The organism is Verrucosispora sp. WMMC514 (assembly GCF_027497295.1).
GTDB lineage: Bacteria > Actinomycetota > Actinomycetes > Mycobacteriales > Micromonosporaceae > Micromonospora > Micromonospora palythoicola.
In genome coordinates this window covers 4,373,441-4,394,633 of sequence record NZ_CP114906.1, presented here as the reverse complement: position 1 = coordinate 4,394,633, position 21,193 = coordinate 4,373,441, and the positions used below count along the sequence as shown (strand labels likewise).

Here is a 21,193-nt window from a genome sequence, read left to right as displayed (position 1 = left end):
ATATCGGTAGCCGGTCAGGCCGGTGCGGCGCTGTCCCGGACGACGAGTTCGGTGGCCAGTTCGACCCGAGGGCTCTCCACCTTCTCGCCCCGGGCCAGCCGCAACACCGTACGCGCCGCCAGCATGCCCATCTCGGCCAGCGGCTGCCGCACCGTGGTCAACGGCGGCGAGCACCACCGCACCTCCGGCAGGTCGTCGAAGCCGACCACGCTGATGTCGTCCGGTACCCGCAGACCCCGCTGCCGGACCGCCTCGTACACGCCCAGCGCCATCTGGTCGCTCGACGCGAAGATCGCCGTCGGCGGCTCGGTCAGCCCCAGCAACCGCAACCCGCCGTTGAAACCGGCCTCGTGGTAGAAGTCGCCCGGGCAGACCAGGTCCTCGTCGAAGGCCAGCCCGGCGGCTTCCAGGGCGGCCCGGTAGCCGTCCATCCGGGCCCGGCTGCACATCAACTGCGGCGGCCCGGCGATGAACCCGATCCGCCGGTGCCCCAGCCCGATCAGATACTCCGTCGCCCGCAGGCCCCCCGCCCAGTTCGTGGCGCCGATCGTCGGCGCCTCCCGGGCCGGCAGACCGTCGGCGTCGACGATCACCACCGGAATGCTCAGCCGACGCAGCTCGGCCTGCAGGGGCGGCTCGACCATCGAGGTCACGAAGATCACGCCTTCGGTGCCCCGGCGGCGCATGCCGTCGAGCCACTGCTCCGCGGAGGAGGTCTGCCGGTGGATGGCCGACACGACCGTGCCCACCCCCGCCGCGTGCGCCACATCCTCCACACCCCGGATGATCTCCACCGCCCACGGACTGTCCAGGTCGTTGAAGACCAGGTCCACCAACCCCGAACTGGCCCGCATACTCGGCGGCCGACGCCGGTAACCATGCCGCGTCAGCAACTCCTCCACCCGCTCACGGGTCTGCGGAGCCACATCCGAACGACCATTGATCACCCGGGACACCGTCGGCACCGACACTCCCGCGAGGTCCGCTATCGCGGATATGGTGATCTTCCGGGTGTCTCTGGCAACCACGACACTTCCCACCCAACCGGTACGGCGACAGCCCGCACCATGCCCCGGGGCGGCCAGGACGGGCAACCGGCCGCCCGCCCACACCCTAGTGCCGGAAATTTCACTCGACTATCGGTAGTTGGCGCAGTTCACTCCGAGGACCCCCGGTCGGCCCGTGGCGCGCACGAACTGTCCCGAATGACGAGTTCGGTGGCCAGTTCGACCCGAGGGCTCTCCACCTTCTCGCCCCGGGCCAGCCGCAACACCGTACGCGCCGCCAGCATGCCCATCTCGGCCAGCGGCTGCCGCACCGTGGTCAACGGCGGCGAGCACCACCGCACCTCCGGCAGGTCGTCGAAGCCGACCACGCTGATGTCGTCCGGCATCCGCAGACCCCGCTGCCGGACCGCCTCGTACACGCCCAGCGCCATCTGGTCGCTCGACGCGAAGATCGCCGTCGGCGGCTCGGTCAGCCCCAGCAACCGCGCCCCACCGGAGAACCCGGCTTCGTGGTAGAAGTTGCCCGCCTGGATCAACCGGTCGTCGATCGGGATCCCGGCGGCTTCCAGGGCGGCCCGGTAGCCGTCCATCCGGGCCCGGCTGCACATCAACTGCGGCGGCCCGGCGATGAACCCGATCCGCCGGTGCCCCAGCCCGATCAGATACTCCGTCGCCCGCAGGCTCCCCGCCCAGTTCGTGGCGCCGATGGTCGGCGCGTCCTGGGCGGGGACACCCGCCGGGTCGACGATCACGGCCGGGATGTTGAGCCGGCGCAGCTCCGCCTGCTGCGGCGGTTCGAGGGTGGAGGTCACGAAGATGACCCCCTCGGTGGACCGGGTCCGGATGTTGTCCAGCCACTGCTTGGCCGAGGACGAGCGCCGGTGGATGGCCGACACGACCGTGCCCACCCCCGCCGCGTGCGCCACATCCTCCACACCCCGGATGATCTCCACCGCCCACGGACTGTCCAGGTCGTTGAAGACCAGGTCCACCAACCCCGAACTGGCCCGCATACTCGGCGGCCGACGCCGGTAACCATGCCGCGTCAGCAACTCCTCCACCCGCTCACGGGTCTGCGGAGCCACATCCGAACGACCATTGATCACCCGGGACACCGTCGGCACCGACACTCCCGCCAGGCGGGCGATGGCCGCGATGGTCACTGTCCGGTTGTCGTTGGCAGCCATGCGCCCTCCCTACTTCGCTCATCCCTCGACGCTGCCGGCGGGATCGCCGACGAGCTGACGGACGGCGGCGGCGCGGTGCCCGAGCGCCGACGACGCCCGTTACTGCTTCTTGGCCACCCTGGTGATGTCCTTGACGATCTGGTCCGGCCGCTTGGTGCCGGCGATCAGCTGCGCCACGCTCTCGTTGACCTGCGCGCCCACCGCCGGTGGGTACGCCTGGTCGAGGTAGAGCTGGAAGCCGGTCGCGATGCCGAGGTTCGCCGCCACGACCTGGTTGTTCAGATCCTTGATCCCGCCGGCCGCGGCCTGGTTGGTGGGCAGCACCGCGCCGGTCTGCGCGGCCCGGCGCTGGTTCCTCGCCTGCAGCAGCGTCCGGAGGAAGTCCACGGTGGCGGGCGGCGCGTCGCGGCCGACCACGAAGCCGTTGCCGCCGCCGAACGCGTCGGTGGCCGAGCCCTTGCCGTCCTCGACCGCCGGGAACGGGAAGAAGGCGAGTCGGTCACCGAGGCCACGCTTGCTGGTCGAGGAGGACGCCTGCACCGACGGTGCCCACTGGCCCATCAGCTCCATGGCGGCCTCCTCGTTGCCCATCGTCGCGGCCTGTCCGGTCTCGGACCCGTACTCCGCGCGCAGGTAGCCCTTCTGGAACGGCTGCATGTCGACGAGTTCGCGGAGGCGTTCGCCGGCGGCGACGAAGACCGGGGTGTCGAAGTTACGGTCCTCGGCCGCCTGCTGCAGCGCCTCGAGACCGCCGATCCGCATCGCCAGGTACGCCCAGTAGTAGTGCCCGGGCCACTTGTCCTTGCCGCCGAGCGCGATCGGGGCGATGTTGACGGCCTTGAGCTTGTTGACCACCTGCAGCAGTTCGCCCCAGGTCTTCGGCGGCGTCTCGATGCCGGCCTTGGCGAAGTGGTCCCGGTTGTACCAGAAGCCGACCATGCCGATGTCGAACGGAATGCCGTAAATCTTGTCGTTCACCGTGTACGGCTGCAACGAGGCGGGCAGCAGTTGCCCGATCCAGCCCTGGACCTCGCTGGTGATGTCCTTGACCAGGCCGGCCTCCACCTGCTGCTGCAGTGCGCCGCCACCCCACGACTGGAACAGGTCCGGCGGCAGCGCGGCCTTGACCGCGCCGTTCAACTTGGTCTTGAACGCCTCGACCTCGAGCGGCTGCACGTCGATCGTGACGTGGGTGTGTGCGCCCTCGTACTGCCGGGCCAGATCAGCCCAGACGCCGAGCATCGGCTCGGCGTCCTGGACGTGCCACCATCTGATCTTCTGCGGGCTCGCGGAAGCGCCGCTGTCCCCATCCCCGCAGGCGCCGAGCAGGAGCGCGCCGGCGCCCGCGCCGGCCAGCCCCAGCAGCGACCGGCGGGTGAGGTGCGATGTCATGGTTAATCCCTTCGGGAGGCGTAGTAACGCGGAGGGAACACCACCGCGATCAGCGGCGGCCATGAAAGCGGGATCGCAAGTTTCGCTTCGATACCGGTATTTTCGACGTGATGGCCGGCACGTTACGACGGGCTTGCGTCGCCGGTCAAGGGGGTGTCGCGAGCGGACGTCAGCCGATACCGTGAGCGCCATCCCGGTATTTCCGGAGTATTTCCGGGAGGAAACCGGGATCGTGACCTGAAGGAGTCGAACATGTCGACCGAGATCGCAGACGTCGCCATCGTCCGGTCGATCCGCAACCCCGTTCTGACCGGCTTCCATCCGGATCCGTCCATCCTGCGGGTCGATGACGACTATTATCTGGCGACCTCGACCTTCGAGTGGTATCCCGGGGTCCGGGTGCACCACTCGAGAGACCTCGTCCACTGGCGGGAACTCGGCGGCATCATCACCGAACGCCGCCTGCTCGACCTGCGCGGCTGCGGCGACTCCAACGGGATCTGGGCACCCGACCTCACGTACCACGACGGGTTGTTCCACCTTGTCTACAGCGACGTCGCCAGCTTCGCCAGCGGCTACTGGGACGCACAGAACTTCCTCACCACCGCGCCGACCATCACGGGACCGTGGTCGGACCCGGTACGGCTGCACTCGCACGGCTTCGACGCCGCGCTGTTCCACGACGACGACGGCACCTCCTGGCTGCTGGCGATGAGTGCTGACTGGCGGCCGGGGCGCGACCGCTTCGGTGGCATCGAGATTCAGCAGTATGACCCGACCCGGCGGCAACTGGTCGGCCGACCCCGGATCATCTTCACCGGCACCGAGGTCGGTCTGACCGAGGGACCGCACCTCTACCGGCACGACGGCTGGTACTGGCTGGTCACCGCAGAGGGTGGCACCAGCTGGGAGCACCAGGTCACGGTGGCCCGGTCACGGGAGTTGTTCGGACCGTACGAGGTGGACCCGGCCGGACCGCTGCTCACCTCGGTCGGCCGTCCGGACCTGACGCTGCAGAAGGCCGGCCACGGCAGCCTGGTGCGCACCCAGCGTGGCGAGTGGTACCTGGCCCACCTGGTGGGCCGTCCCTACACTCCGCTCGGCAACTGCGTCCTCGGTCGGGAGACCGCTATCCAGAAGGTCGACTGGTCGCCGGGAGGCTGGCCGTGTGTGTCCGGCCGGGTGCCGGCCGACGAGATCCCCGCCCCGGACCTGCCGGCCCATCCGTGGCCCGACGAGCCGGTCACCGACCACTTCGACGCCCCGCGCCTGGGTGCCGGCTGGTCGACCCTGCGTCGCCCGGCGACCGACGACTGGATCGACCTGCGCTCCCGCCCCTCGCACCTGCGGGTGCACGGCGGCCAGTCCCCCGTCGGTAAGCAGACGCCGAGTCTGGTGGCACGGCCGGTGGGCGCGGTGTGTTGTTCGCTGGAGACCGTCGTCGAGTTCGACCCGGGCGACCACCGGCATCTGGCGGGCATCACCGGTTACTACAACACCGAGAACTGGCACCACCTCTACCTGACCCGGGCCGACGACGGACGCTCCGTGCTGGAGCTGCTCAGCTGCGACGGTGGCCACCGCACCGCGTATCCACAGCTGACCGTCGACACCGGCGGCCGGCTGCGGGTGGGCCTGCGGGTCACCTTCGACGGGCCGGTGCTGCGCTTCGCGTACGACCTGGGTGACGGTTGGCAGTGGCTGCCGGTCGAGCTGGACGCCACCATCCTCTCGGACGAGCACGCGGCCCGGATCGTCGACGGCGAACCGGCGGCCTGGGGCTTCACCGGCGCTCTGCTCGGTCTCTGGGTGCAGGACATCGGCGGCGACGGCCGCTACGCCGACTTCGATCACGCCACCTATCTCGAACACTGATCCGCGTCGACCTACCGCCCGCCCTCCGATCGACCCACCGCCGGCGGGCACCCGGCCCCGGGCCGGCTCGACCCCGTCCACGGAACCCGCGGGAGCGAGCCGGCCCGGCCACTTCCGGCACGGGCGGCGGCCTCAGCGAGTCGGGAAGCCGGAGCTGGATCCGGAAGTTTCCGGTTGTAAACCGGACGTTCCAGCAGTGCACACGGCCGACTTCCGGAAGTCTTCGTGGTTGACTGCGGGCATCGATGGCCCTAACGTTTCGGCCAAGTTACCGATCGACATTCGGAAAAATATCGGCGCCCTTTCCGGCACGTGTCACGTCCGGCCAGAGCGCCGCCAGCGCTGCCAACCTGCTCAGCACCGGTCCGAACCCGGCACTTCATGATCGACATATGTCGATCGAAGATCGAGAGGAATGCAGATGAAGTTGAGACGGTGGATGGCCGTCGGTGCGGTCGCCGTCGCGACCGCAGCGACATTGAACATGGTGCCGGCCACGGCCGGCCGGCCGTACGACCCGACCGCACAGACCCTGGGCGCCCTCGGCCTGCGCCACGGCCTGCAGATCGGCACCGCGGTCAGCGCGGACGCCCTCAACGACACCGCCGACCCGGAATACCGCAAGATCGCCGCGTCCGAGTTCGTCTCGGTCACCGCGGAGAACGCCATGAAGTGGGAAAGCCTCGAACCCACCCGGGGCACCTACGACTGGGAGGCGGCCGACCAGCTCGTCAACTTCGCCAAGCGCAACCGCCAGAGCGTACGGGGTCACGTGCTCGTCTGGCACAACCAGTTGCCGCAGTGGCTGACCGAAGGGGTCGCCGACGGCTCCATCAGCAAACAGGAGCTGCGCGAGCTGCTGCGCAAGCACATCACCACGGTGGTCAAGCGCTACAAGGGCAAGATCTGGCAGTGGGACGTCGTCAACGAGGCGGTCAGCGACCCCTGGGACACCCCGCCCACCCTGCACTACAAGGGTTTCTGGGCCGAGAACCTCGGGCCCGGCTACATCGCCGACGCGTTCCGGTGGGCCCGCGCCGCCGACCCCAGGGCGCTGCTGTTCTACAACGACTACAACATCGAGGCGTTCGGCTCCGGCAACCCGGCCGACGACAAGACCCAGTTCGTCTACGACATGGTCAAGCGGCTGCGCGCCCAGGGCGTACCGATCGACGGCGTCGGCGCGCAGGGCCACCTCGGCACCCAGTACGGCAACTTCAACACCTTCCAGGTGACCGAGGCGCTGAAGAAGTTCACCTCGCTCGGTGTGGCGACCGCGTTCACCGAGGTCGACGTCCGCAGCCAGATGACCGAGGCGGTCCAGGCCGGCAACTCCGAGGAGATCAACCCCAGGTTGCAGGCGTCGGCCGCCAACCACAGCGTGCTGATGAAGGCCTGCCTGCTCGTCCGCAGCTGCCTCTCGTACACCGTCTGGGGCTTCAGCGACAAGCACTCCTGGGTGCCGGGCTGGTTCGACGACCCGCCGGAGGGCCTGGCCACCATCATGGACGAGAACTACCAGCCCAAGCTGGCCTACCACGAGATCAAGTCCGACCTGATCCTCGCCGGTCCGCCGTTCGTCCTGCCCCGCATCGCACCCAAGCCCCGCCGCTGATCCTCGTCGCGGCGGGCGGACCAGCCATCCACCACCAGCGGGCCGTGTGGGGCGCCGAGCGCCCCACACGGCCCACCAGCGGAAGGTCCGACCGATGTCGTCCACCATGCAGCCCCTGCGTCCCCCGCCTGCCGCGTCCGGGTCGGGCGTCGGACCGCCGCCGGTACGGCCCACCGAGGTGATCGGCACCGACCGGGTCATCTGCCTCACCTTCGACGACGGACCGCACCCGGAGCACACCCCGCACCTGCTCGACGTCCTGGCCGCCCACCACGTGCGGGCGGTCTTCTTCCTTCAGGGCGACCGGGTCATCGAGCACCCCGAGCTGGTCCGCCGGATCGTCGCGGCCGGACACGCGCTGGGCAACCACAGCATGCACCACCACGACATGGGATCCTGGGCCGCCGGCCGGATCGCCTCGGACCTGCTGGAGACCAACGCGGTCATCCGGCACGCGGTCCCGCACGTCCGAGTCCCCTACTTCCGGGCGCCGTACGGTGCCTGGGGCCAGACGCCCGGCGTGGCCACGGCACTCGGGATGCGACCGATGGGCTGGCGGCTCGCCGTCACCGACTGGGAACCGCCCGGCACGGACGAACTGCTGCGGCGTCTCGTCGAGGGCGTCGCGCCGGGCGCCGTGGTGCTGCTGCACGACGGCGGCGGCGACCGTAGCCAGACCGTCGACGCCGTCGACCGCGCGATTCCCGCCCTGCACGCGGAGGGCTGGCACTTCGCCCTGCCCACCAGCGCCGACGGCCGCTGACCGGCCGTCGCGCTGTCGGGCGTACGTCGGGCCGCCGCTCGGTGGATCCGTTCGGAGCAGGTCACGCTCGACGGGGGCCGACCAGCCCGCCTCCGATCACCGTAGGTGGGACGGCTCCGGACCAAGGCCCACCGGTGCGGGTTCGGACGGAACACGCAGCGACAGGCACGGGGACAGGGCCGCGAGGACATCCGGCGCGTCGAACATCGCGCCCGCCGAGGCTACGCCGACGGCCCTGGTCCGGCCGGTGAGGATGCGGTCGACGGCCTCCACCGCGAGCGGCGCGCTGATCGCGTAGATGTCCTGACCCGTCGCCGCCAGGCGCCGGTGCGTACCGCCGGCCCGGACGAGGACGTCGACCACGAAGGTCTGTGCGGATCGGCCGCGCTCGTCGACGGCGGTCGGCGCCGGGGTGTCCGGAGCGGACAGCTCCGCCGCCGCCGCGGCGGTCAGGTAGGTACACACCCGGGGGACGGCCAGATGGCTGGGCACGGTGACCACGTCGGCCATGGTGAACTCTCCGATGACGCGTCGCGGGCCGAGCGGAGCCGGGAAGGGCCACTCCAGCGTCGGTAGCGCGTCGTCGTGGTACTCCAGTTGCCCGCCGGTGTAGCGGACCCGGCGGTGACCACGTCGCCGCGCCGACACCGCGCCGGCGGCGCGCGTTCCGGGGGTGGGCCGCCAACTGCTCAGGCCGTAGGCGACGTGCACCTCGTCCGCCGCCGCCGCGCCGTCCAGGACGGTGGTGACCAGCAGGTCGCCGAGCCCGCCGAAGAAGGCCGTCGCCGGGACCACCGCGACGCCCGCGGCGCGGGCCGGCGCCGCGAAGTGCCGGAACGTGTCGAGGTTCGCCTCGATCTCCGCCGCCACGTCGACGTACGGGATGCCGGCGCGCAGCGCCGCCGTCACCAGCGCGGCGGCGGTCGAGGCGAACGGCCCGGCACAGTTGATCACAGCGGTCGCGCCGCGCAACGCCCGGTCGAGGGAGGTCGGCTCGTCTATCGACGCCCGCCGCGTCACCAGCCCCGGTCGGGTCCGCGCCAACGCCAGCAGCTTGTCCCGGTCGCGGCCGAGCAGCAGCGGCACGTACCCGCGCTCGCCCAACTCCGCCACCACGAACCGGCCGGTGTGCCCGTACGCGCCGAACACCGCCACCTCTCGCCCCGGTGCCATGCCTGCCTCCTCTTCGACGCGATCTGCTGGGCAGAACTCTGGCGGGATCGACGCGACAGCGCGAGTGTCTGGAACGACACGACCCATACAATTCCCGACATGAGCGTCGCCCCACGCTCCGTCGCGATCGCCGCCACCGACGGGATGCTGCACTTCGAGCTGTCGCTGGCCTACGAGGTCTTCGGCTCCGCGCCGGACGCCGTGCCCGTTGCCTGGTACGACGTCCGGGTGTGCGGCACGCACCCCGTCCGCGTCGGCCGGTTCCGGCTGGAGCCCGACCACGGGCTCGACCGGTTGGCCGCCGCCGACACCGTGATCGTGCCCGCCCTGGCCGACGTCGCCGAGGAACCACCCGCCGTCCTGGTCGAGGCGGTGCGTACGGCGTACGACTCAGGTGCGCGGGTGGTTTCCCTCTGCACGGGCGTGTTCGTGCTGGCCGCCGCCGGCCTGCTGGACGGGCGGCGGGCGACGACGCACTGGGCCCACACCCGGGAGCTGGCCGCGCGCCATCCGCGGGTGACGGTCGACCCGGACGTGCTCTACGTCGACAACGGCCGCGTGCTCACCTCCGCCGGCAAGGCCGCGGCCATGGACCTGTGCCTGCACCTGGTCCGCCGCGATCACGGCCCGGCTATCGCCAACATGGTCGCCCGCCGCCTGGTCGTACCGCCGCACCGGGCCGGTGGTCAGGCCCAGTTCGTCAGCACGCCGGTGCCCGCCCGGGACGGCCATCCCCTGACCGAGCTGCTCCCCTGGGTGATGAACCGGCTGGACCAGCCGCTCACCGTCGAGGATCTGGCCCGCCAGGCGAACCTCAGCTCCCGCCAGCTGGCCCGCCAGTTCCGCTCGGTGACCGGCACCACTCCGCTGCGGTGGCTGCTGACGCAGCGGATCCGTCGCGCGCAGGAGCTGCTGGAAAGCACCGACGACAGCATCGACACCATCGCGTCGGCGGCCGGCATGGGCACGGCGACGACGCTGCGTCGGCATTTCCACCGCACGGTCGGCGTACCGCCCGACACCTATCGGCGGACCTTCCGGGCCTGAGCTGGGTACCCGCTCGGCGCGCTCGCCGTCGTCACAGTGTGGCGCCAGCCGAAAGCTGGTGGGCGATACTGGGTTTGAACCAGTGACCTCTTCCGTGTCAAGGAAGCGCGCTCCCACTGCGCCAATCGCCCGTGGTGCACCGGCGACACCCGCAGGTGTCACCGAATCGCGAGCGGACGACGGGATTCGAACCCGCGACCCTCACCTTGGCAAGGTGATGCGCTACCAGCTGCGCTACGTCCGCACTGCCTCCGGCTGCGCCGGCGACGGGGCAACTCTACCCGATGACAAGATCGCCGGAGGCGCCGCCCCCACGGCCGGTGATTGCGCCGCTCCCGACCCGGGTACAGACCTCTCCCGACAGCACACCGCACCCCCGGACAAAGGAGGCTGTCATGGGTATCGGCACCAGCATCTTTCTGTTGGCGCTCGGCGCCATCCTCACCTTCGCGGTCAACGCCAGCATCGGCGGGCTCGACATTGACGTGGTCGGCTGGATCCTGATGGCCGCCGGCGTGCTCGGCCTGATCCTGACGACGCTCGTCTGGGGCCGCCGTCGCCAGACGGTCGCCACCACCGACGAGCCGGTGGAGTACCGCCGGGTCGAGGAGCGGCGGGACGTCGCGCCGCCGATGTGACCGGCTGCGGGTGGTGGCGGTCACCGGACGGTGGCCGCCACCGCCACGCGTCGGCGACCCGGCGCGGCACGCGCAGCTCGTCGACTCAGGAGCGGCGGGCGGCCAGTTCCGTGGTGACCGGCGCGTCCCAGTCGATCCGGTAGCGCTGCTCCGGGCCGAGCGTCCGCTCCTGGTTGAGGAAGGTACGCAACGCCAGCGGCATCATGATCCGCATCATCCGTTTCGCGACCGGGCCGACCGTCTTGGTGGAGGTCGTCTGCCGACCCCGCCGGAGCACCTTCTCCACCCGCACCCGACGCAAGCGCTCGTACGCGTCGAACGCGGCGGGCACCTCGGCATGGTCCCGCAGACAGCGGGCCAACTGCACGGCGCTCTCCACGGCCAGTGACGCACCCTGGCCGGAGCTGGGCGACGGCGCGTGCACCGCGTCACCCACCAGCACCAGCCGACCGCCGTGCCAACGGGGCACCGACGGCATGCTCTCGATCGATCCGATGGCCACCAGGTCGTCCGGCTCGGTGTGGGCGAGCACCTGCCGGGCCGGCACGTCCTCGGCGAACACCTCACGGAGCCGGTGCAGCCACTGCGGTCGGGGGATCCGGCTCGCCTCGGCGTAGCTGGTCGGTCGACGGTCCGGAACGTTCGCGAACCAGGCGGTGCGACCGTCGGGCTGCACCCAGTAGCCGAAGAAGGCCCGAGATCCGAAGACGAAGTACATCGCCTCCGGGTCGGCGTCGGGCACCGCGTACCGGGCCGCGCCGCCGAGGTTCAGCAGCGGCAGCACCTGCGGCCCGGGCGCCTGCGGGTCGATGAGCGTACGCACCCGGGACCGGACGCCGTCCGCGCCGATCAGCACGTCGGCGCTGGCCGTGGAGCCGTCGGCGAACCGGGCGAGTACGCCGTCACCGCTCTGCTCGGCGTCGACCAACCGCTTGCCGTACGCGATGCGCACGCCCTGCGCCTCGGCGCGTTCGCGCAGCACCCGGGCCAGGTCGTCGCGCCACAGCCCGAGCGTGACCGGTTCCACCGCCACGTGGGGGAAGGCACCGATGCGGCCCCCGCGACCGTCGGTGACCACGGTGCGTCGCATGGGCAGGCCGACCCGCTCGACGGCTCGCTCGGCGTCGACCAGGCGCAGCGCGGCCAATCCGTTCGGCGCGAGGGTCAGGGTGACTCCGCTCCCCTCGGTCGCCGACGGGTACGCCTCGTGGACGGTGGCCTCGATGCCGGCGCGACGTAGCGCCATCGCGGTCACCGGACCGGCGATCCCGCCGCCGATCACCAGCGCGGTTCGGACGGCTGTCATGCGCGACCTCCCATGGTCTCCTGCCAGGACTTCGCGTAGTCCGGCTGCTTGAGGGACTCGATCAACTCGGTGACGAACCGGCGCTCCGCCTCCAGCAGCGCGAGCGCGTACTGCTCCTCGACCAGGAAGATCCACCCGACACCGTCGGCGCGCGCCTCGTCGATGGTGGTGCGGGTCTCCTCGATCCGGCCGGCGAGCGCCGCCGACCGGCGGCGCAGCACCTCGACCGCCTCGTCGGGCGGAAGCAGGCTGAGCAGCGACAGCGCGACGGCGAAGTGCGGATGCTCCTGGCGGGGCTGGGCCAGCAGGGAACGCAGCCAGTCGTGCACCTCGTGGCGGCCCTCGTCGGTGATCGCGTACACCGTCCGTTCGGGCCGGGCGCTGTCCCGGACCGTCTCCTGGGCGGCGACGAAGCCGGCCCGGGCGAGTTGCTCGATGACCATGTAGAGGGAGCTGCGGGTGTACCGGATGAGCTTGTCCTGACCGGTGTGCTTGAGTCGTCGGCCCAGCTCGTAGGGGTGCATCGGCTCCCACATCAGCCAGGCCAGCACGGCCAGGGCGAGCGGGTTGGGCACTCTCCGACGTCGCTCCACCAGCACTCCTTAGTCAGGAATGACTATCCAGCACTGACTATCGAGTCGTCAACCCGCTGCCGCGGTGCCTCGCCGGAGAGAATGCGAAAGGCCCGCTACCGGATCTCCGGTAACGGGCCTTCATCTGCTGGATCCACTGGTGGGCGATACTGGGTTTGAACCAGTGACCTCTTCCGTGTCAAGGAAGCGCGCTCCCACTGCGCCAATCGCCCTTGCTGTTTACCGAGGTGGGGACGGGATTTGAACCCGCGTACACGGCTTTGCAGGCCGTTGCCTCGCCTCTCGGCCACCCCACCGAGGTTGCCCCCGTCACGCGTGGCGGCAGCTCCGAGCGGACGACGGGACTCGAACCCGCGACCCTCACCTTGGCAAGGTGATGCGCTACCAACTGCGCTACGTCCGCACGCCCCGGGGCGTACCCGGTGACGGATGAGAACTCTAGCCGAGCGGTGGATCGGATGCCAAATCGGGCTCCCGTCCCGGCGAGTCCGGAACTGTCCGGCTTCCGACTGTCGCAAGCCGGATCAACAGGGGTTTGGTGACCGGCCGTATCCGTTTCGATCGGATACGGTGACGGACGTGACGAGACGTGCGGCGGAAATCCGCCTGGATGCCCTGCTGCGCACCGCATGTGACGTGATCGGGCAGCGCGGGTTGGCCAACACCCGCACGGCTGATGTGGCGCAGGCCGCCGGGGTGAGCCAGGCACTTGTCTTCTACCACTTTGCCACCAAGGAGCGGCTGCTCGCCCAGGCCTTCGCGTACGCGGTCGAGCAGGATCTGGCCCGGCTCGACGCGGTCACCCGTTCCAGCGCCCCGCCGCTGACCAAGCTCCGCCGCATCCTGCGCCTCTACACCCCGGCCGGGCGGGCCACCTCCTGGTCCATGTGGATCGACGGCTGGGCGGAGTCGCTGCGTACCCCCGAGCTGGAGAAGGTCTCCCGCAAGCTGGACCTGCGGTGGCGGCAGGACCTGGCCACGGTGATCGCCGACGGGGTCCGGGAGGGCAGCTTCGTCTGCGCCGACCCGGCCGGGGCCGCCTGGCGGATCAGCGCCGTGATGGACGGCCTGGCGGTGCAGCTCGCGGTGCACGACCGGGTGATCTCCCGCCGACAGTTCGCCGAATGGGTACGCCTGGTGACCGCCCGCGAACTCGGGCTCGATCCGGAGCAGCTGGAGTAGACGGCCCCGGTTACCGACGCCACCGAATCCGGCGGGTTACCCGCGCCAGCGGCGGGAACAAAGGCGACATGGAGCTGCTGAAGACGTACCGGCGCAGCCTGGCCGAGTTCACCGACCGGGTGGAACAGGTACACCCCGGCCAATGGTCGGCCGCCACCCCCTGCCCCGGCTGGGACGTCCGCACACTTGTCAACCACGTGGTCAGCGAGGAACGGTGGAGCGTGCCGCTGCTCGCCGGCCGCACCATCGACGAGGTCGGTGACCGCTACGACGGCGACCAACTCGGCACCGACCCGATCGAGGTCGCCCGCGAGGCCGCGGCGCAGGCCGAGGTCGCCGCCACCAGCCCGGGCGCGCTGGAGCGGACCGTACACCTGTCGGCCGGCGCCACTCCCGCCGAGGAGTACCTGCACCAGCTGCTGGCCGAACATCTGATACACGGCTGGGACCTGGCGGTGGCGATCGGCGCGGACCCCACGATGGACGCCGACGCGGTGGCCGAGGCGGCCCGCTGGTACTCCCGCCACGTCGCGGACTACCGGCGCGACGGGCTCGTCGAACCCGAGGTCGAGCTGCCCGCCGGGGCCGGTGAACAGGACCGCCTCCTCGCCGCCTTCGGGCGGAACCCGGACTGGGCACCGTGACGCGACGCCACGGTGGGCCGGTTCGCGACCGCGCCCACCGTGGCCCGGATCAACTGAGGTAACCGTCGTCGCGGGGTACCGTCCGCCACCGGCTCCGCGGGTCCGGCCGTCGGTCCCAGTGCCCGGGCGTCGGACCACCGACATCGACCGCGGGCTCCGGCTCCCGAGTCAGCTGCCGCAGCCGCAGCAGCAGGCCCACCCCGAGGAAGAGCAGCAGACCACCGAGGAGGAAGGCCACCTCGGTCAGCCCCAGCCCGCTACCGGTCTGGTTCCCGGCGGCGTCGGCATCCGGCGGGTCGGCCGCCCCGCCCGCGTACCCCGCGTCGTCGGCGGGATCGCTCTCCTCCTCGGTCGGATCCACCGTCGGCACCTCGGTCGGATCCTCCGTCGGGTCCTCCGTCGGCGCCTGCGATGGGGTGGGTGGCGCGGTCGTGGGGCGGGCCTGGCCGCCCCGACCCACCACCTCGCGGGTCGCGGTCTGGCGGGACAGCAACCGCAGATTTCGGTCGTACGCCTCAGCGGCGAGGCTCACCCGACCCCGGTCGACGTCCCGGTCGAAGGCGATCCGGTACTGCGCGGTGACCGTACGCCCCGGGCAGAGCGTGCCCGGGTCGAGCTGTCGGTCGGTCAGCCGGGCCGCGTCACCCTCGGCGCGCACCTCCACCGGGAACGAACCGGTCTCCTCGATCCGGTCCACCCGCACCTGGTCCAGTCGCAACCCCTGCACACCCAGCACCAACGACCAGCGGACCTTGATGCAGTCGCCCTGATCGTCGCGGGACACCACAGCGGAGACCGTCGCCACCCGCCCACCGGCGGTGAACTGGTCCGGCAGGCCGCCGAGTTCGGTGGCGAACGCCGCGTGCGCCGGCGCGGCCATGGCGAAGTCCACCCCGGTGAGACATGCCAGTGCCACCCCGATCCGTAGCGTGTGACGCCACAGCCTCTTCACGATCCGTCCTCCCGTTGGTCGCCTCCATTGGCAACGCTAGGAGCGCGGGGAGCCACCCGGTAGACGGGCGTGTTCGCACGTACCGTGAAGCGAGATGCCCGATTTCACGTACGGTATTGAACCGCCTACGGATCACCCCCGACACGCCGAACACGGCGACGGTGGACAATCACCGGATGTCCGCGCTCTCCGCCGCCTTCGTCCGGTTGCACGCCCGGCTCACGCCCGTCGCCTTCGTACCCGAGGTGCGGTTGCACCAGGCGGACGAGCCGATCGGGTTGTGGGAGCTGACCGAGGGCGAGTTCCGTAGCGACCGGCCGCCACCGTTCTGGGCCTTCGCCTGGGCCGGCGGCCAGGGCCTGGCGCGCTACGTCACCGACCACCCGGAGACGGTCGCCGGCCGCCGGGTGCTCGACCTGGCCTCCGGCTCCGGCCTGGTGGCCATCGCCGCCGCCCGGGCCGGCGCGGCCGCCGTCCGCGCCGTGGAGATCGACGAACTGGCCGTCGCGGCCGTCGCGCTCAACGCCGAGGCCAACGGGGTACGCGTCGACGCCGAACTCGGCGACATCCTCGACGGCGACGCCCACGACGCCGAGGTGGTCCTGGCCGGCGACGTCTTCTACAGCGAGGCGATGGCCAACCGGGTGCTGCGGTTCCTGCTGCGCGCCACCCGGGCCGGGGCGTCGGTGCTGGTCGGTGACCCGGGTCGGGCCTTCCTGCCCCGGGAACGCTTCGACGAACTCGCCGCCTACCAGGTGCCGGTGAGCGAGGCGCTGGAGAGCGTACGGGTGAAGCGCACCACGGTGTGGCGGTTGCGCGCCGGGCGCCCGACGGCGGCCGACTAGCGTGACGCCGTGCTGTTCCGCAGCTGGGAACGGGCCCCGGCAGGTACCGGGGTCGGCCCCGCCCACTGGCCCGACGTGGCCCGGGTGGCCGACCACGTGGGCGTCGAGCACCTGCTGGTGACCCGGCACGCTCTGGTCCGGCAGGTGCTCACCGACCCCACGACGTTCCGACCCGACAACGCACTGGACGCGGTGACCCCGATGCCGGTGGCCGCGCTGCGGGTGCTCGCCGCCCACCGGTTCCGGCTGCCGCCGACGCTGGCCAACAACGGTGGTGGCACCCACCCGGAGATCCGCGCCCTGGTCGCCGCGGCGCTGCATCCGGCACGGGTGGCCGCCCAACAGGACTGGCTGGCCACGCTGGTCCGGCAGCGGATCGCCGAGCTGACCGCCGCCCTGGACACCGGCGCACGGGTCGACCTGCACGCGGGTCTCGCCGCCGACCTGCCGCTGCTGGTCCTGGCCCGGCTGGTCGACCTGCCCGACGCGCCCGTCACGGCGGTGAAGGAGTTCGCCCGCGCGGCGCTGGAACTCTTCTGGGCGCCGCTCGACGTCGACCGGCAGCAGGCGCTCGCCGCCGAGGTGGGGCGGTTCCACCGGCTGCTGCGGGAGTTCGCCGCCACCGGTGACGGTCTGGTCGCGTCCCTGCGCGCCGCCGGGCACCCGCCCGACGTGGTCGTCGGCGCGCTGTTCTTCCTGCTGGTCGCCGGGCAGGAGACCACCTCGCAGTTCCTCACCCTGCTGCTGCACCGACTCACCGGTGAGCCGACGGTGCTCACCGGGCTGCGCGACGGCTCGGTCGACGTGGCTGACGTGGTGGAGGAGGGGCTGCGACTGGAACCGCCGATCGTCACCTGGCGGCGGGTCGCCGCCGTGGACACCACGCTGGGCGGGACGGGGGTGCCGGCGGGCAGCAGTGTGGTGTTGTGGCTGGCCCGAGCCGGACGCGACCCATCGGTCGTGCAGTCGCCGGACGAGTTCCGGCCGGGGCAACGTGGGTCGCGCCGGCACCTGGCCTTCGGGGCGGGCGCGCACCGCTGCGTCGGCGACCAACTCGCCCGGATGGAAGCCGCCACGCTGGTGCGCGAGGCGGCGCCGCTGCTGACCGGGGTACGCGTGGTGCGCCCACCCCACTACCCCGACAATCTCACCTTCCGGATGCCCGACGCCTTCGTCGTCCGCCGCTGACCGGCACCGCCGCTCAGGTGGTCTCGTCGGCCCAGGCGCGCCAGTCGTCGAGCACGCCGTACAGCGCCGGGGTGAGCCAGCCCGGCGCCGAACGCCGGAACACTCCCGGGTCCATCGCTCCGGCGCCGGCTGGCAGCGCGCCGAGCAGATTTGGCAGCAGGTCGCTGAGGTTCGCCCAGTGCACCAGTTCCGGCTCGGTCGGCCAGGCGCCGATCACCACGCCCGCCGGCACGGCCCGCCGTTCGAGGGCCTCCAGGGTGAGCGCGGTGTGGTTGAGGGTGCCCAGGCCGGCCCGCGCCACCACCACCGCCGCGGCGCCGAGCGACACCGCCAGGTCGGCGACCGTCCACGGCTCACCGGAGGGCCGCAGGCCCATCGGTACGAGCAGCCCGCCCGCCCCCTCGACCAGCACCAGATCGTGCTTGTCGGCCTCGTCCCGCACCGCGTCCACCGCGTTGTACAGCTCCAGCGGTGGCAGTTCGGCCACCCGGGCGGCGGCCAGCGGCGCCAGCGGGTCCGGGAAGCTGGCGAGCGTACGGCCGGTCATCGGGGCGGCCAGCCGGGTGACCGTCTCGACGTCGGCGGGGTCGCCGGTGGCCGTACCGGTCTGGCCCGGTTTGACCACCGCGACCCGCAGCCCGGCCGCCTGGGCCGCGGCCGCTATCGCCGCGGTCACCACCGTCTTGCCGACCTCGGTGTCGGTGCCGGTGACCAGCACCGGCCCGCGCCACTGATCCGTCATGGCGCACACTCCACGATGACCTCCAGGGCGTGTTCGAAATCCCCCCGCGGCACCCCGGCGCTGATCGTCAGCCGCAGCCTCGACCGGCTGTCGGGGGTGGAGGGCGGGCGGAAACAGCCGACCGCCACCCCCCGGTCCCGGCAGGCGGCGGCCCACGCCGTCGCCGCCTCCGGGCTGGGCGCGGTGACCGAGACGACGGCGGCGTCGGCGGCGAAGACGTCCAGGCCGGCGGCGCGCAGCCGGCCGACCGTGTGGGCGGCCCGCTCGGCCAGTTCGGCGCGCCGGCCGGCGCCGGAGCGGGCCAGCCCGACGGCGGCCCGCACCCCGGCCGCCACCACGGGCGGCAGGGCGGTGTCGTAGATGAAGGTCCGCGCGGTCTCCACCAGGTGCCGGACGAACTCGGCCGGGCCGGCCACCACACCACCGGCCCCGCCGAGCGCCTTGGACAGCGTCGCGGTGACCACCACGTCGGGTTCGCCGGTCAGCCCGGCCCCGGCCACCGCGCCGGCGCCGTCCGGGCCGACCACGCCCAGCGCGTGCGCGTCGTCGACGAGCAGCAACGCGCCGTGTTCGCGGGCGGTGGCGTGCAGTTGAGCGAGCGGGGCGAGGTCACCGTCGACGGAGAAGATCGACTCGGTGACCACCACCGCCGACCGGCCCGGAGCGGCGGCGAGAGCGGCGGCGACCGCGGCCACGTCGGCGTGCGGTGTCACCACCGTCTCCGCACCGGAGATCCGGCAGCCGTCGATGAGGGAGGCGTGGTTGTGCGCGTCGGAGATCAGCAGCGTACGGGGACGCACCAGCGCGCGGACCGCACCGAGGTTGGCCAGGTACCCGGAGGAGAAGACGAGCGACCGGTCGGTGCCGAGCCAGTCGGCGAGTGTCTCCTCAAGGGTGTGGTGCACGTCGGTGGAGCCACGGACCAGCCGTGAGCCGGTCGCACCCAGCCCGTACGCGGAAAGGGCCTGCGCGGCGGCGGCGATCACCTCCGGGTGCCGGGCCAGCCCCAGGTAGTCGTTGCCGGCCAGGTCGACCACGCCGTCGGCGGCGGCGCGTGGGCTCAGCCGGCGGGTCAGCCCCGCCTTCGCCCGCAGCTCGGCGCGGCGGTCCAGTGCCGCCAGCCAGTCCGCCACCGCCACGTCCCTTCCCCGCCGGTTCCCGCCGTCAGGCGCTTCCGCCGGGCGAAGTTACCACCCGCCGGACCTGCCCCGGCGTGGCGTGGTGCGGCTCGCCGCACCACGCCGAGACCGCTCCGCGCCCACCGTCCGCGCTCGTTTACCGCCCGCGAAGGGGCCTTGTAGGGTACGTGCCATGCCAGAGATCCTCGACCAGGCCCGGGAGCAGGTGCTGCACAACGGCGTCGGCCTCGACGAGGCCGGTGTCCTCGCCGTGCTGAACCTGCCCGACGAGCACCTGTCCGCCACCCTCCAGCTCGCCCACGACGTGCGGATGCGCTGGTGCGGCCCGGAGGTCGAGGTCGAGGGCATCGTGTCGCTGAAGACCGGCGGCTGCCCGGAGGACTGCCACTTCTGTTCCCAGTCCGGCCTGTTCACCTCGCCGGTGCGGTCGGTGTGGCTGGACATTCCCTCGCTGGTCCAGGCGGCGAAGCAGACCACCGCGACCGGGGCGACCGAGTTCTGCATCGTGGCCGCCGTGCGCGGGCCGGACGACCGGCTGATGAAGCAGATGCGGGAGGGCGTCGCCGCGATCAGGGCCGAGGTCGACATCCAGGTCGCCGCCTCGCTGGGCATGCTCACCCAGGAGCAGGTCGACGAGCTGGTCGACATGGGGGTGCACCGCTACAACCACAACCTGGAGACCTGCCGGTCGTACTTCCCGAACGTGGTCACCACGCACTCCTGGGAGGAGCGGTGGGAGACCCTGCGGATGGTCCGCGAATCCGGCATGGAGGTCTGCTGCGGCGGCATCCTCGGCCTCGGTGAGACCGTCGAGCAACGGGCGGAGTTCGCCGCGCAGCTGGCCGAGCTGGACCCGCACGAGGTGCCGCTGAACTTCCTCAACCCTCGGCCCGGCACGCCGCTGGGCGACCGCCCGGTGGTCGAGGGCAGGGACGCGCTGCGGGCCATCGCCGCGTTCCGGCTGGCCATGCCGCGCACCATCCTGCGGTACGCGGGCGGCCGGGAGATCACTCTGGGTGATCTCGGTACCCGCGACGGGCTGCTCGGCGGCATCAACGCCGTGATCGTCGGCAACTACCTGACCACTCTCGGCCGGCCGGCAACCGACGACCTCAAGCTGCTCGACGAGCTGAAGATGCCGGTCAAGGCGCTGTCGGCGACCCTGTGACGGCAGCCGTGACGGGTCAGACCTGGTGCGACCGGTGCGGGGAGGCGGCGGTCGGCGCGCACGAGCAGTGTGCGGCGGCCCGTGCCCTGGAGCCGCCGCGGTACTGCGCCCGGTGCCGCCGCCGGATGAAGGTGCAGGTGCTGCCGGTCGGCTGGTCGGCGATCTGCGTGGAACACGGTGAGATTCGGAGCTGAGCGGATGCTGCGCGGCACGGCGGTGACCCTACGACCGGCGACGGCCGCCGACGTGCCCGCGCTGGCGCGGATCCGCGCCGAACCCGAGGTACGCCGCTGGTGGCGCGGCGGCGACGACCTGGTCGCGGCCGTCGAGGCGGATCTCGCCGAGGAGAGCGTCTCGGTGTACGCGATCGAGCACGGCGACCGGGTCGTCGGCGCGATCCAGTGGCACGCCGAGGAGGACCCGGACTACCGGCACGCCGGCCTCGACATCTTCCTCGACCCCTCGGTGCGCGGCGCCGGGCTGGCCGGGGACGCCATCCGCGTGCTGATCCGGCACCTGATCGAGGTGCATGGTCACCACCGCTTCACCATCGACCCGGCGGCGGCGAACACCGCCGCCATCCGGGCGTACGCGAAGGTGGGGTTCCGGACCGTCGGCGTGATGCGCCGCTACGAACGTGGTGAGGACGGCCGCTGGCACGACGGCCTGCTGATGGACCTCCTCGCCGACGACCTGCGCTGACGCCGCCCGGGCGGACTCGTCCGGCGGAGCCCTGC

The 21,193-nt window shown here is 71.8% G+C and carries 21 protein-coding genes and 5 tRNA genes; 12 read left to right on the top strand and 14 right to left on the bottom strand.

The genetic code is table 11. The features are described from left to right. Positions 1–14 precede the first annotated feature (14 nt). From O7597_RS20515 to O7597_RS20505, 3 genes are all read right to left on the bottom strand, one after another. Positions 15–1,028, bottom strand: coding sequence for a LacI family DNA-binding transcriptional regulator (locus tag O7597_RS20515; RefSeq protein ID WP_281580436.1), 1,014 nt, complete (start codon positions 1,026–1,028; stop codon positions 15–17). A gap of 128 nt (positions 1,029–1,156) precedes the next feature. Continuing rightward, the gene (locus O7597_RS20510) at positions 1,157–2,194 is read right to left on the bottom strand and encodes a LacI family DNA-binding transcriptional regulator (protein WP_281580435.1); all 1,038 of its coding nucleotides are present in this window, start codon (positions 2,192–2,194) and stop codon (positions 1,157–1,159) included. Positions 2,195–2,293: 99 nt separating this feature from the next. After that, positions 2,294–3,586 carry an extracellular solute-binding protein gene (locus tag O7597_RS20505; protein ID WP_281580434.1) on the bottom strand — a complete coding sequence of 431 codons (1,293 nt, stop codon included), beginning with the start codon at positions 3,584–3,586 and terminating at the stop codon, positions 2,294–2,296. A 252-nt stretch (positions 3,587–3,838) separates the two neighbouring features. Between O7597_RS20505 and O7597_RS20500 the strand changes: the two genes are divergently transcribed. The 3 genes from O7597_RS20500 to O7597_RS20490 all read left to right on the top strand — a co-directional run bounded on the left by O7597_RS20500 (position 3,839) and on the right by O7597_RS20490 (position 7,839). Further along, positions 3,839–5,461, top strand: coding sequence for a glycoside hydrolase family 43 protein (locus tag O7597_RS20500; protein WP_281580433.1), 1,623 nt, complete (start codon positions 3,839–3,841; stop codon positions 5,459–5,461). A 421-nt stretch (positions 5,462–5,882) separates the two neighbouring features. After that, the gene (locus O7597_RS20495) at positions 5,883–7,076 is read left to right on the top strand and encodes an endo-1,4-beta-xylanase (protein WP_281580432.1); all 1,194 of its coding nucleotides are present in this window, start codon (positions 5,883–5,885) and stop codon (positions 7,074–7,076) included. 94 nt (positions 7,077–7,170) lie between these two features. Continuing rightward, positions 7,171–7,839 carry a polysaccharide deacetylase family protein gene (locus O7597_RS20490; protein WP_269739141.1) on the top strand — a complete coding sequence of 223 codons (669 nt, stop codon included), beginning with the start codon at positions 7,171–7,173 and terminating at the stop codon, positions 7,837–7,839. 96 nt (positions 7,840–7,935) lie between these two features. Here O7597_RS20490 and O7597_RS20485 read toward each other — a convergent pair whose 3' ends face one another. Continuing rightward, on the bottom strand, positions 7,936–9,012 hold the full coding sequence (locus tag O7597_RS20485) for a saccharopine dehydrogenase NADP-binding domain-containing protein (RefSeq protein ID WP_281580431.1): 1,077 nt from the start codon (positions 9,010–9,012) through the stop codon (positions 7,936–7,938). Positions 9,013–9,111: 99 nt separating this feature from the next. Here O7597_RS20485 and O7597_RS20480 point away from each other — a divergent pair, with 99 nt between their 5' ends. After that, positions 9,112–10,059 (top strand): helix-turn-helix domain-containing protein, encoded by a 948-nt coding sequence (locus O7597_RS20480; protein WP_281580430.1) that lies wholly within the window; start codon positions 9,112–9,114, stop codon positions 10,057–10,059. 56 nt (positions 10,060–10,115) lie between these two features. Here O7597_RS20480 and O7597_RS20475 read toward each other — a convergent pair. Both O7597_RS20475 and O7597_RS20470 read right to left on the bottom strand, forming a co-directional pair. Beyond that, positions 10,116–10,190, bottom strand: a tRNA-Val gene (locus O7597_RS20475). Between the two features lie 40 nt (positions 10,191–10,230). After that, positions 10,231–10,303 (bottom strand) — tRNA-Gly (locus O7597_RS20470). Positions 10,304–10,454: 151 nt separating this feature from the next. Between O7597_RS20470 and O7597_RS20465 the strand changes: the two genes are divergently transcribed. Further along, on the top strand, positions 10,455–10,697 hold the full coding sequence (locus tag O7597_RS20465; RefSeq protein ID WP_281580429.1) for a DUF6458 family protein: 243 nt from the start codon (positions 10,455–10,457) through the stop codon (positions 10,695–10,697). A gap of 85 nt (positions 10,698–10,782) precedes the next feature. Here the strand turns inward: O7597_RS20465 and O7597_RS20460 are convergent, their stop codons facing one another. The 5 genes from O7597_RS20460 to O7597_RS20440 all read right to left on the bottom strand — a co-directional run bounded on the left by O7597_RS20460 (position 10,783) and on the right by O7597_RS20440 (position 12,999). Further along, entirely contained in the window at positions 10,783–12,003 is a 1,221-nt protein-coding gene (locus O7597_RS20460; protein ID WP_281580428.1) for an FAD-dependent monooxygenase, read from the bottom strand. Continuing rightward, positions 12,000–12,596 carry a PadR family transcriptional regulator gene (locus tag O7597_RS20455; protein WP_281580427.1) on the bottom strand — a complete coding sequence of 199 codons (597 nt, stop codon included), beginning with the start codon at positions 12,594–12,596 and terminating at the stop codon, positions 12,000–12,002. Before O7597_RS20455 ends, O7597_RS20460 begins: the two co-directional genes overlap by 4 nt. A 137-nt stretch (positions 12,597–12,733) precedes the next feature. Beyond that, positions 12,734–12,808: transfer RNA gene (locus O7597_RS20450), tRNA-Val, on the bottom strand. A gap of 13 nt (positions 12,809–12,821) precedes the next feature. Continuing rightward, positions 12,822–12,892, bottom strand: a tRNA-Cys gene (locus O7597_RS20445). Positions 12,893–12,926: 34 nt separating this feature from the next. After that, positions 12,927–12,999 (bottom strand) — tRNA-Gly (locus O7597_RS20440). A 176-nt stretch (positions 13,000–13,175) separates the two neighbouring features. Between O7597_RS20440 and O7597_RS20435 the strand changes: the two genes are divergently transcribed. Both O7597_RS20435 and O7597_RS20430 read left to right on the top strand, forming a co-directional pair. Then, the gene (locus O7597_RS20435; protein ID WP_164445494.1) at positions 13,176–13,778 is read left to right on the top strand and encodes a TetR/AcrR family transcriptional regulator; all 603 of its coding nucleotides are present in this window, start codon (positions 13,176–13,178) and stop codon (positions 13,776–13,778) included. Positions 13,779–13,846: 68 nt separating this feature from the next. Continuing rightward, complete coding sequence (locus tag O7597_RS20430; protein WP_269739147.1) at positions 13,847–14,422, top strand: TIGR03086 family metal-binding protein; 576 nt, start codon at positions 13,847–13,849, stop codon at positions 14,420–14,422. Positions 14,423–14,471: 49 nt separating this feature from the next. Here the strand turns inward: O7597_RS20430 and O7597_RS20425 are convergent, their stop codons facing one another. Then, a complete protein-coding gene (locus O7597_RS20425) occupies positions 14,472–15,374 on the bottom strand; it encodes a hypothetical protein (RefSeq protein ID WP_269739148.1) in 903 nt (300 codons plus the stop codon). Positions 15,375–15,550: 176 nt separating this feature from the next. On the opposite strand from O7597_RS20425, the gene O7597_RS20420 reads away from it, so the two are divergent. Further along, the gene (locus O7597_RS20420) at positions 15,551–16,219 is read left to right on the top strand and encodes a 50S ribosomal protein L11 methyltransferase (RefSeq protein WP_269739149.1); all 669 of its coding nucleotides are present in this window, start codon (positions 15,551–15,553) and stop codon (positions 16,217–16,219) included. Positions 16,220–16,228: 9 nt separating this feature from the next. Further along, the gene (locus O7597_RS20415) at positions 16,229–17,407 is read left to right on the top strand and encodes a cytochrome P450 (RefSeq protein WP_281580426.1); all 1,179 of its coding nucleotides are present in this window, start codon (positions 16,229–16,231) and stop codon (positions 17,405–17,407) included. A gap of 13 nt (positions 17,408–17,420) precedes the next feature. Here the strand turns inward: O7597_RS20415 and bioD are convergent, their stop codons facing one another. After that, complete coding sequence (gene bioD / locus O7597_RS20410) at positions 17,421–18,149, bottom strand: dethiobiotin synthase (protein WP_269739151.1); 729 nt, start codon at positions 18,147–18,149, stop codon at positions 17,421–17,423. Beyond that, on the bottom strand, positions 18,146–19,282 hold the full coding sequence (locus O7597_RS20405) for an 8-amino-7-oxononanoate synthase (RefSeq protein WP_281580425.1): 1,137 nt from the start codon (positions 19,280–19,282) through the stop codon (positions 18,146–18,148). The genes bioD and O7597_RS20405 overlap by 4 nt, the downstream gene beginning before the upstream one ends. Before the next feature lie 178 nt (positions 19,283–19,460). On the opposite strand from O7597_RS20405, the gene bioB reads away from it, so the two are divergent. From bioB to O7597_RS20390, 3 genes are read left to right on the top strand one after another with little or no spacing between them, the layout of a single operon-like run. Further along, a complete protein-coding gene (gene bioB, locus O7597_RS20400) occupies positions 19,461–20,456 on the top strand; it encodes a biotin synthase BioB (protein WP_281580424.1) in 996 nt (331 codons plus the stop codon). Next, on the top strand, positions 20,453–20,650 hold the full coding sequence (locus O7597_RS20395; protein WP_281580423.1) for a hypothetical protein: 198 nt from the start codon (positions 20,453–20,455) through the stop codon (positions 20,648–20,650). The genes bioB and O7597_RS20395 overlap by 4 nt, the downstream gene beginning before the upstream one ends. A gap of 4 nt (positions 20,651–20,654) precedes the next feature. Further along, positions 20,655–21,158, top strand: coding sequence for a GNAT family protein (locus O7597_RS20390; protein WP_269739155.1), 504 nt, complete (start codon positions 20,655–20,657; stop codon positions 21,156–21,158). Positions 21,159–21,193: the final 35 nt, after the last annotated feature.

Bases quoted from the DNA above. Each gene is read 5' to 3' on its own strand.
- O7597_RS20510 (WP_281580435.1), bottom strand. From the start codon at position 2,194: ATGGCTGCCAACGACAACCGGACAGTGACCATCGCGGCCATCGCCCGC.
- O7597_RS20505 (WP_281580434.1), bottom strand. From the start codon at position 3,586: ATGACATCGCACCTCACCCGCCGGTCGCTGCTGGGGCTGGCCGGCGCG.
- O7597_RS20500 (WP_281580433.1), top strand. From the start codon at position 3,839: ATGTCGACCGAGATCGCAGACGTCGCCATCGTCCGGTCGATCCGCAAC.
- O7597_RS20495 (WP_281580432.1), top strand. From the start codon at position 5,883: ATGAAGTTGAGACGGTGGATGGCCGTCGGTGCGGTCGCCGTCGCGACC.
- O7597_RS20490 (WP_269739141.1), top strand. From the start codon at position 7,171: ATGTCGTCCACCATGCAGCCCCTGCGTCCCCCGCCTGCCGCGTCCGGG.
- O7597_RS20485 (WP_281580431.1), bottom strand. From the start codon at position 9,012: ATGGCACCGGGGCGAGAGGTGGCGGTGTTCGGCGCGTACGGGCACACC.
- O7597_RS20480 (WP_281580430.1), top strand. From the start codon at position 9,112: ATGAGCGTCGCCCCACGCTCCGTCGCGATCGCCGCCACCGACGGGATG.
- O7597_RS20465 (WP_281580429.1), top strand. From the start codon at position 10,455: ATGGGTATCGGCACCAGCATCTTTCTGTTGGCGCTCGGCGCCATCCTC.
- O7597_RS20460 (WP_281580428.1), bottom strand. From the start codon at position 12,003: ATGACAGCCGTCCGAACCGCGCTGGTGATCGGCGGCGGGATCGCCGGT.
- O7597_RS20430 (WP_269739147.1), top strand. From the start codon at position 13,847: ATGGAGCTGCTGAAGACGTACCGGCGCAGCCTGGCCGAGTTCACCGAC.
- O7597_RS20420 (WP_269739149.1), top strand. From the start codon at position 15,551: ATGTCCGCGCTCTCCGCCGCCTTCGTCCGGTTGCACGCCCGGCTCACG.
- bioD (WP_269739151.1), bottom strand. From the start codon at position 18,149: ATGACGGATCAGTGGCGCGGGCCGGTGCTGGTCACCGGCACCGACACC.
- bioB (WP_281580424.1), top strand. From the start codon at position 19,461: ATGCCAGAGATCCTCGACCAGGCCCGGGAGCAGGTGCTGCACAACGGC.
- O7597_RS20390 (WP_269739155.1), top strand. From the start codon at position 20,655: ATGCTGCGCGGCACGGCGGTGACCCTACGACCGGCGACGGCCGCCGAC.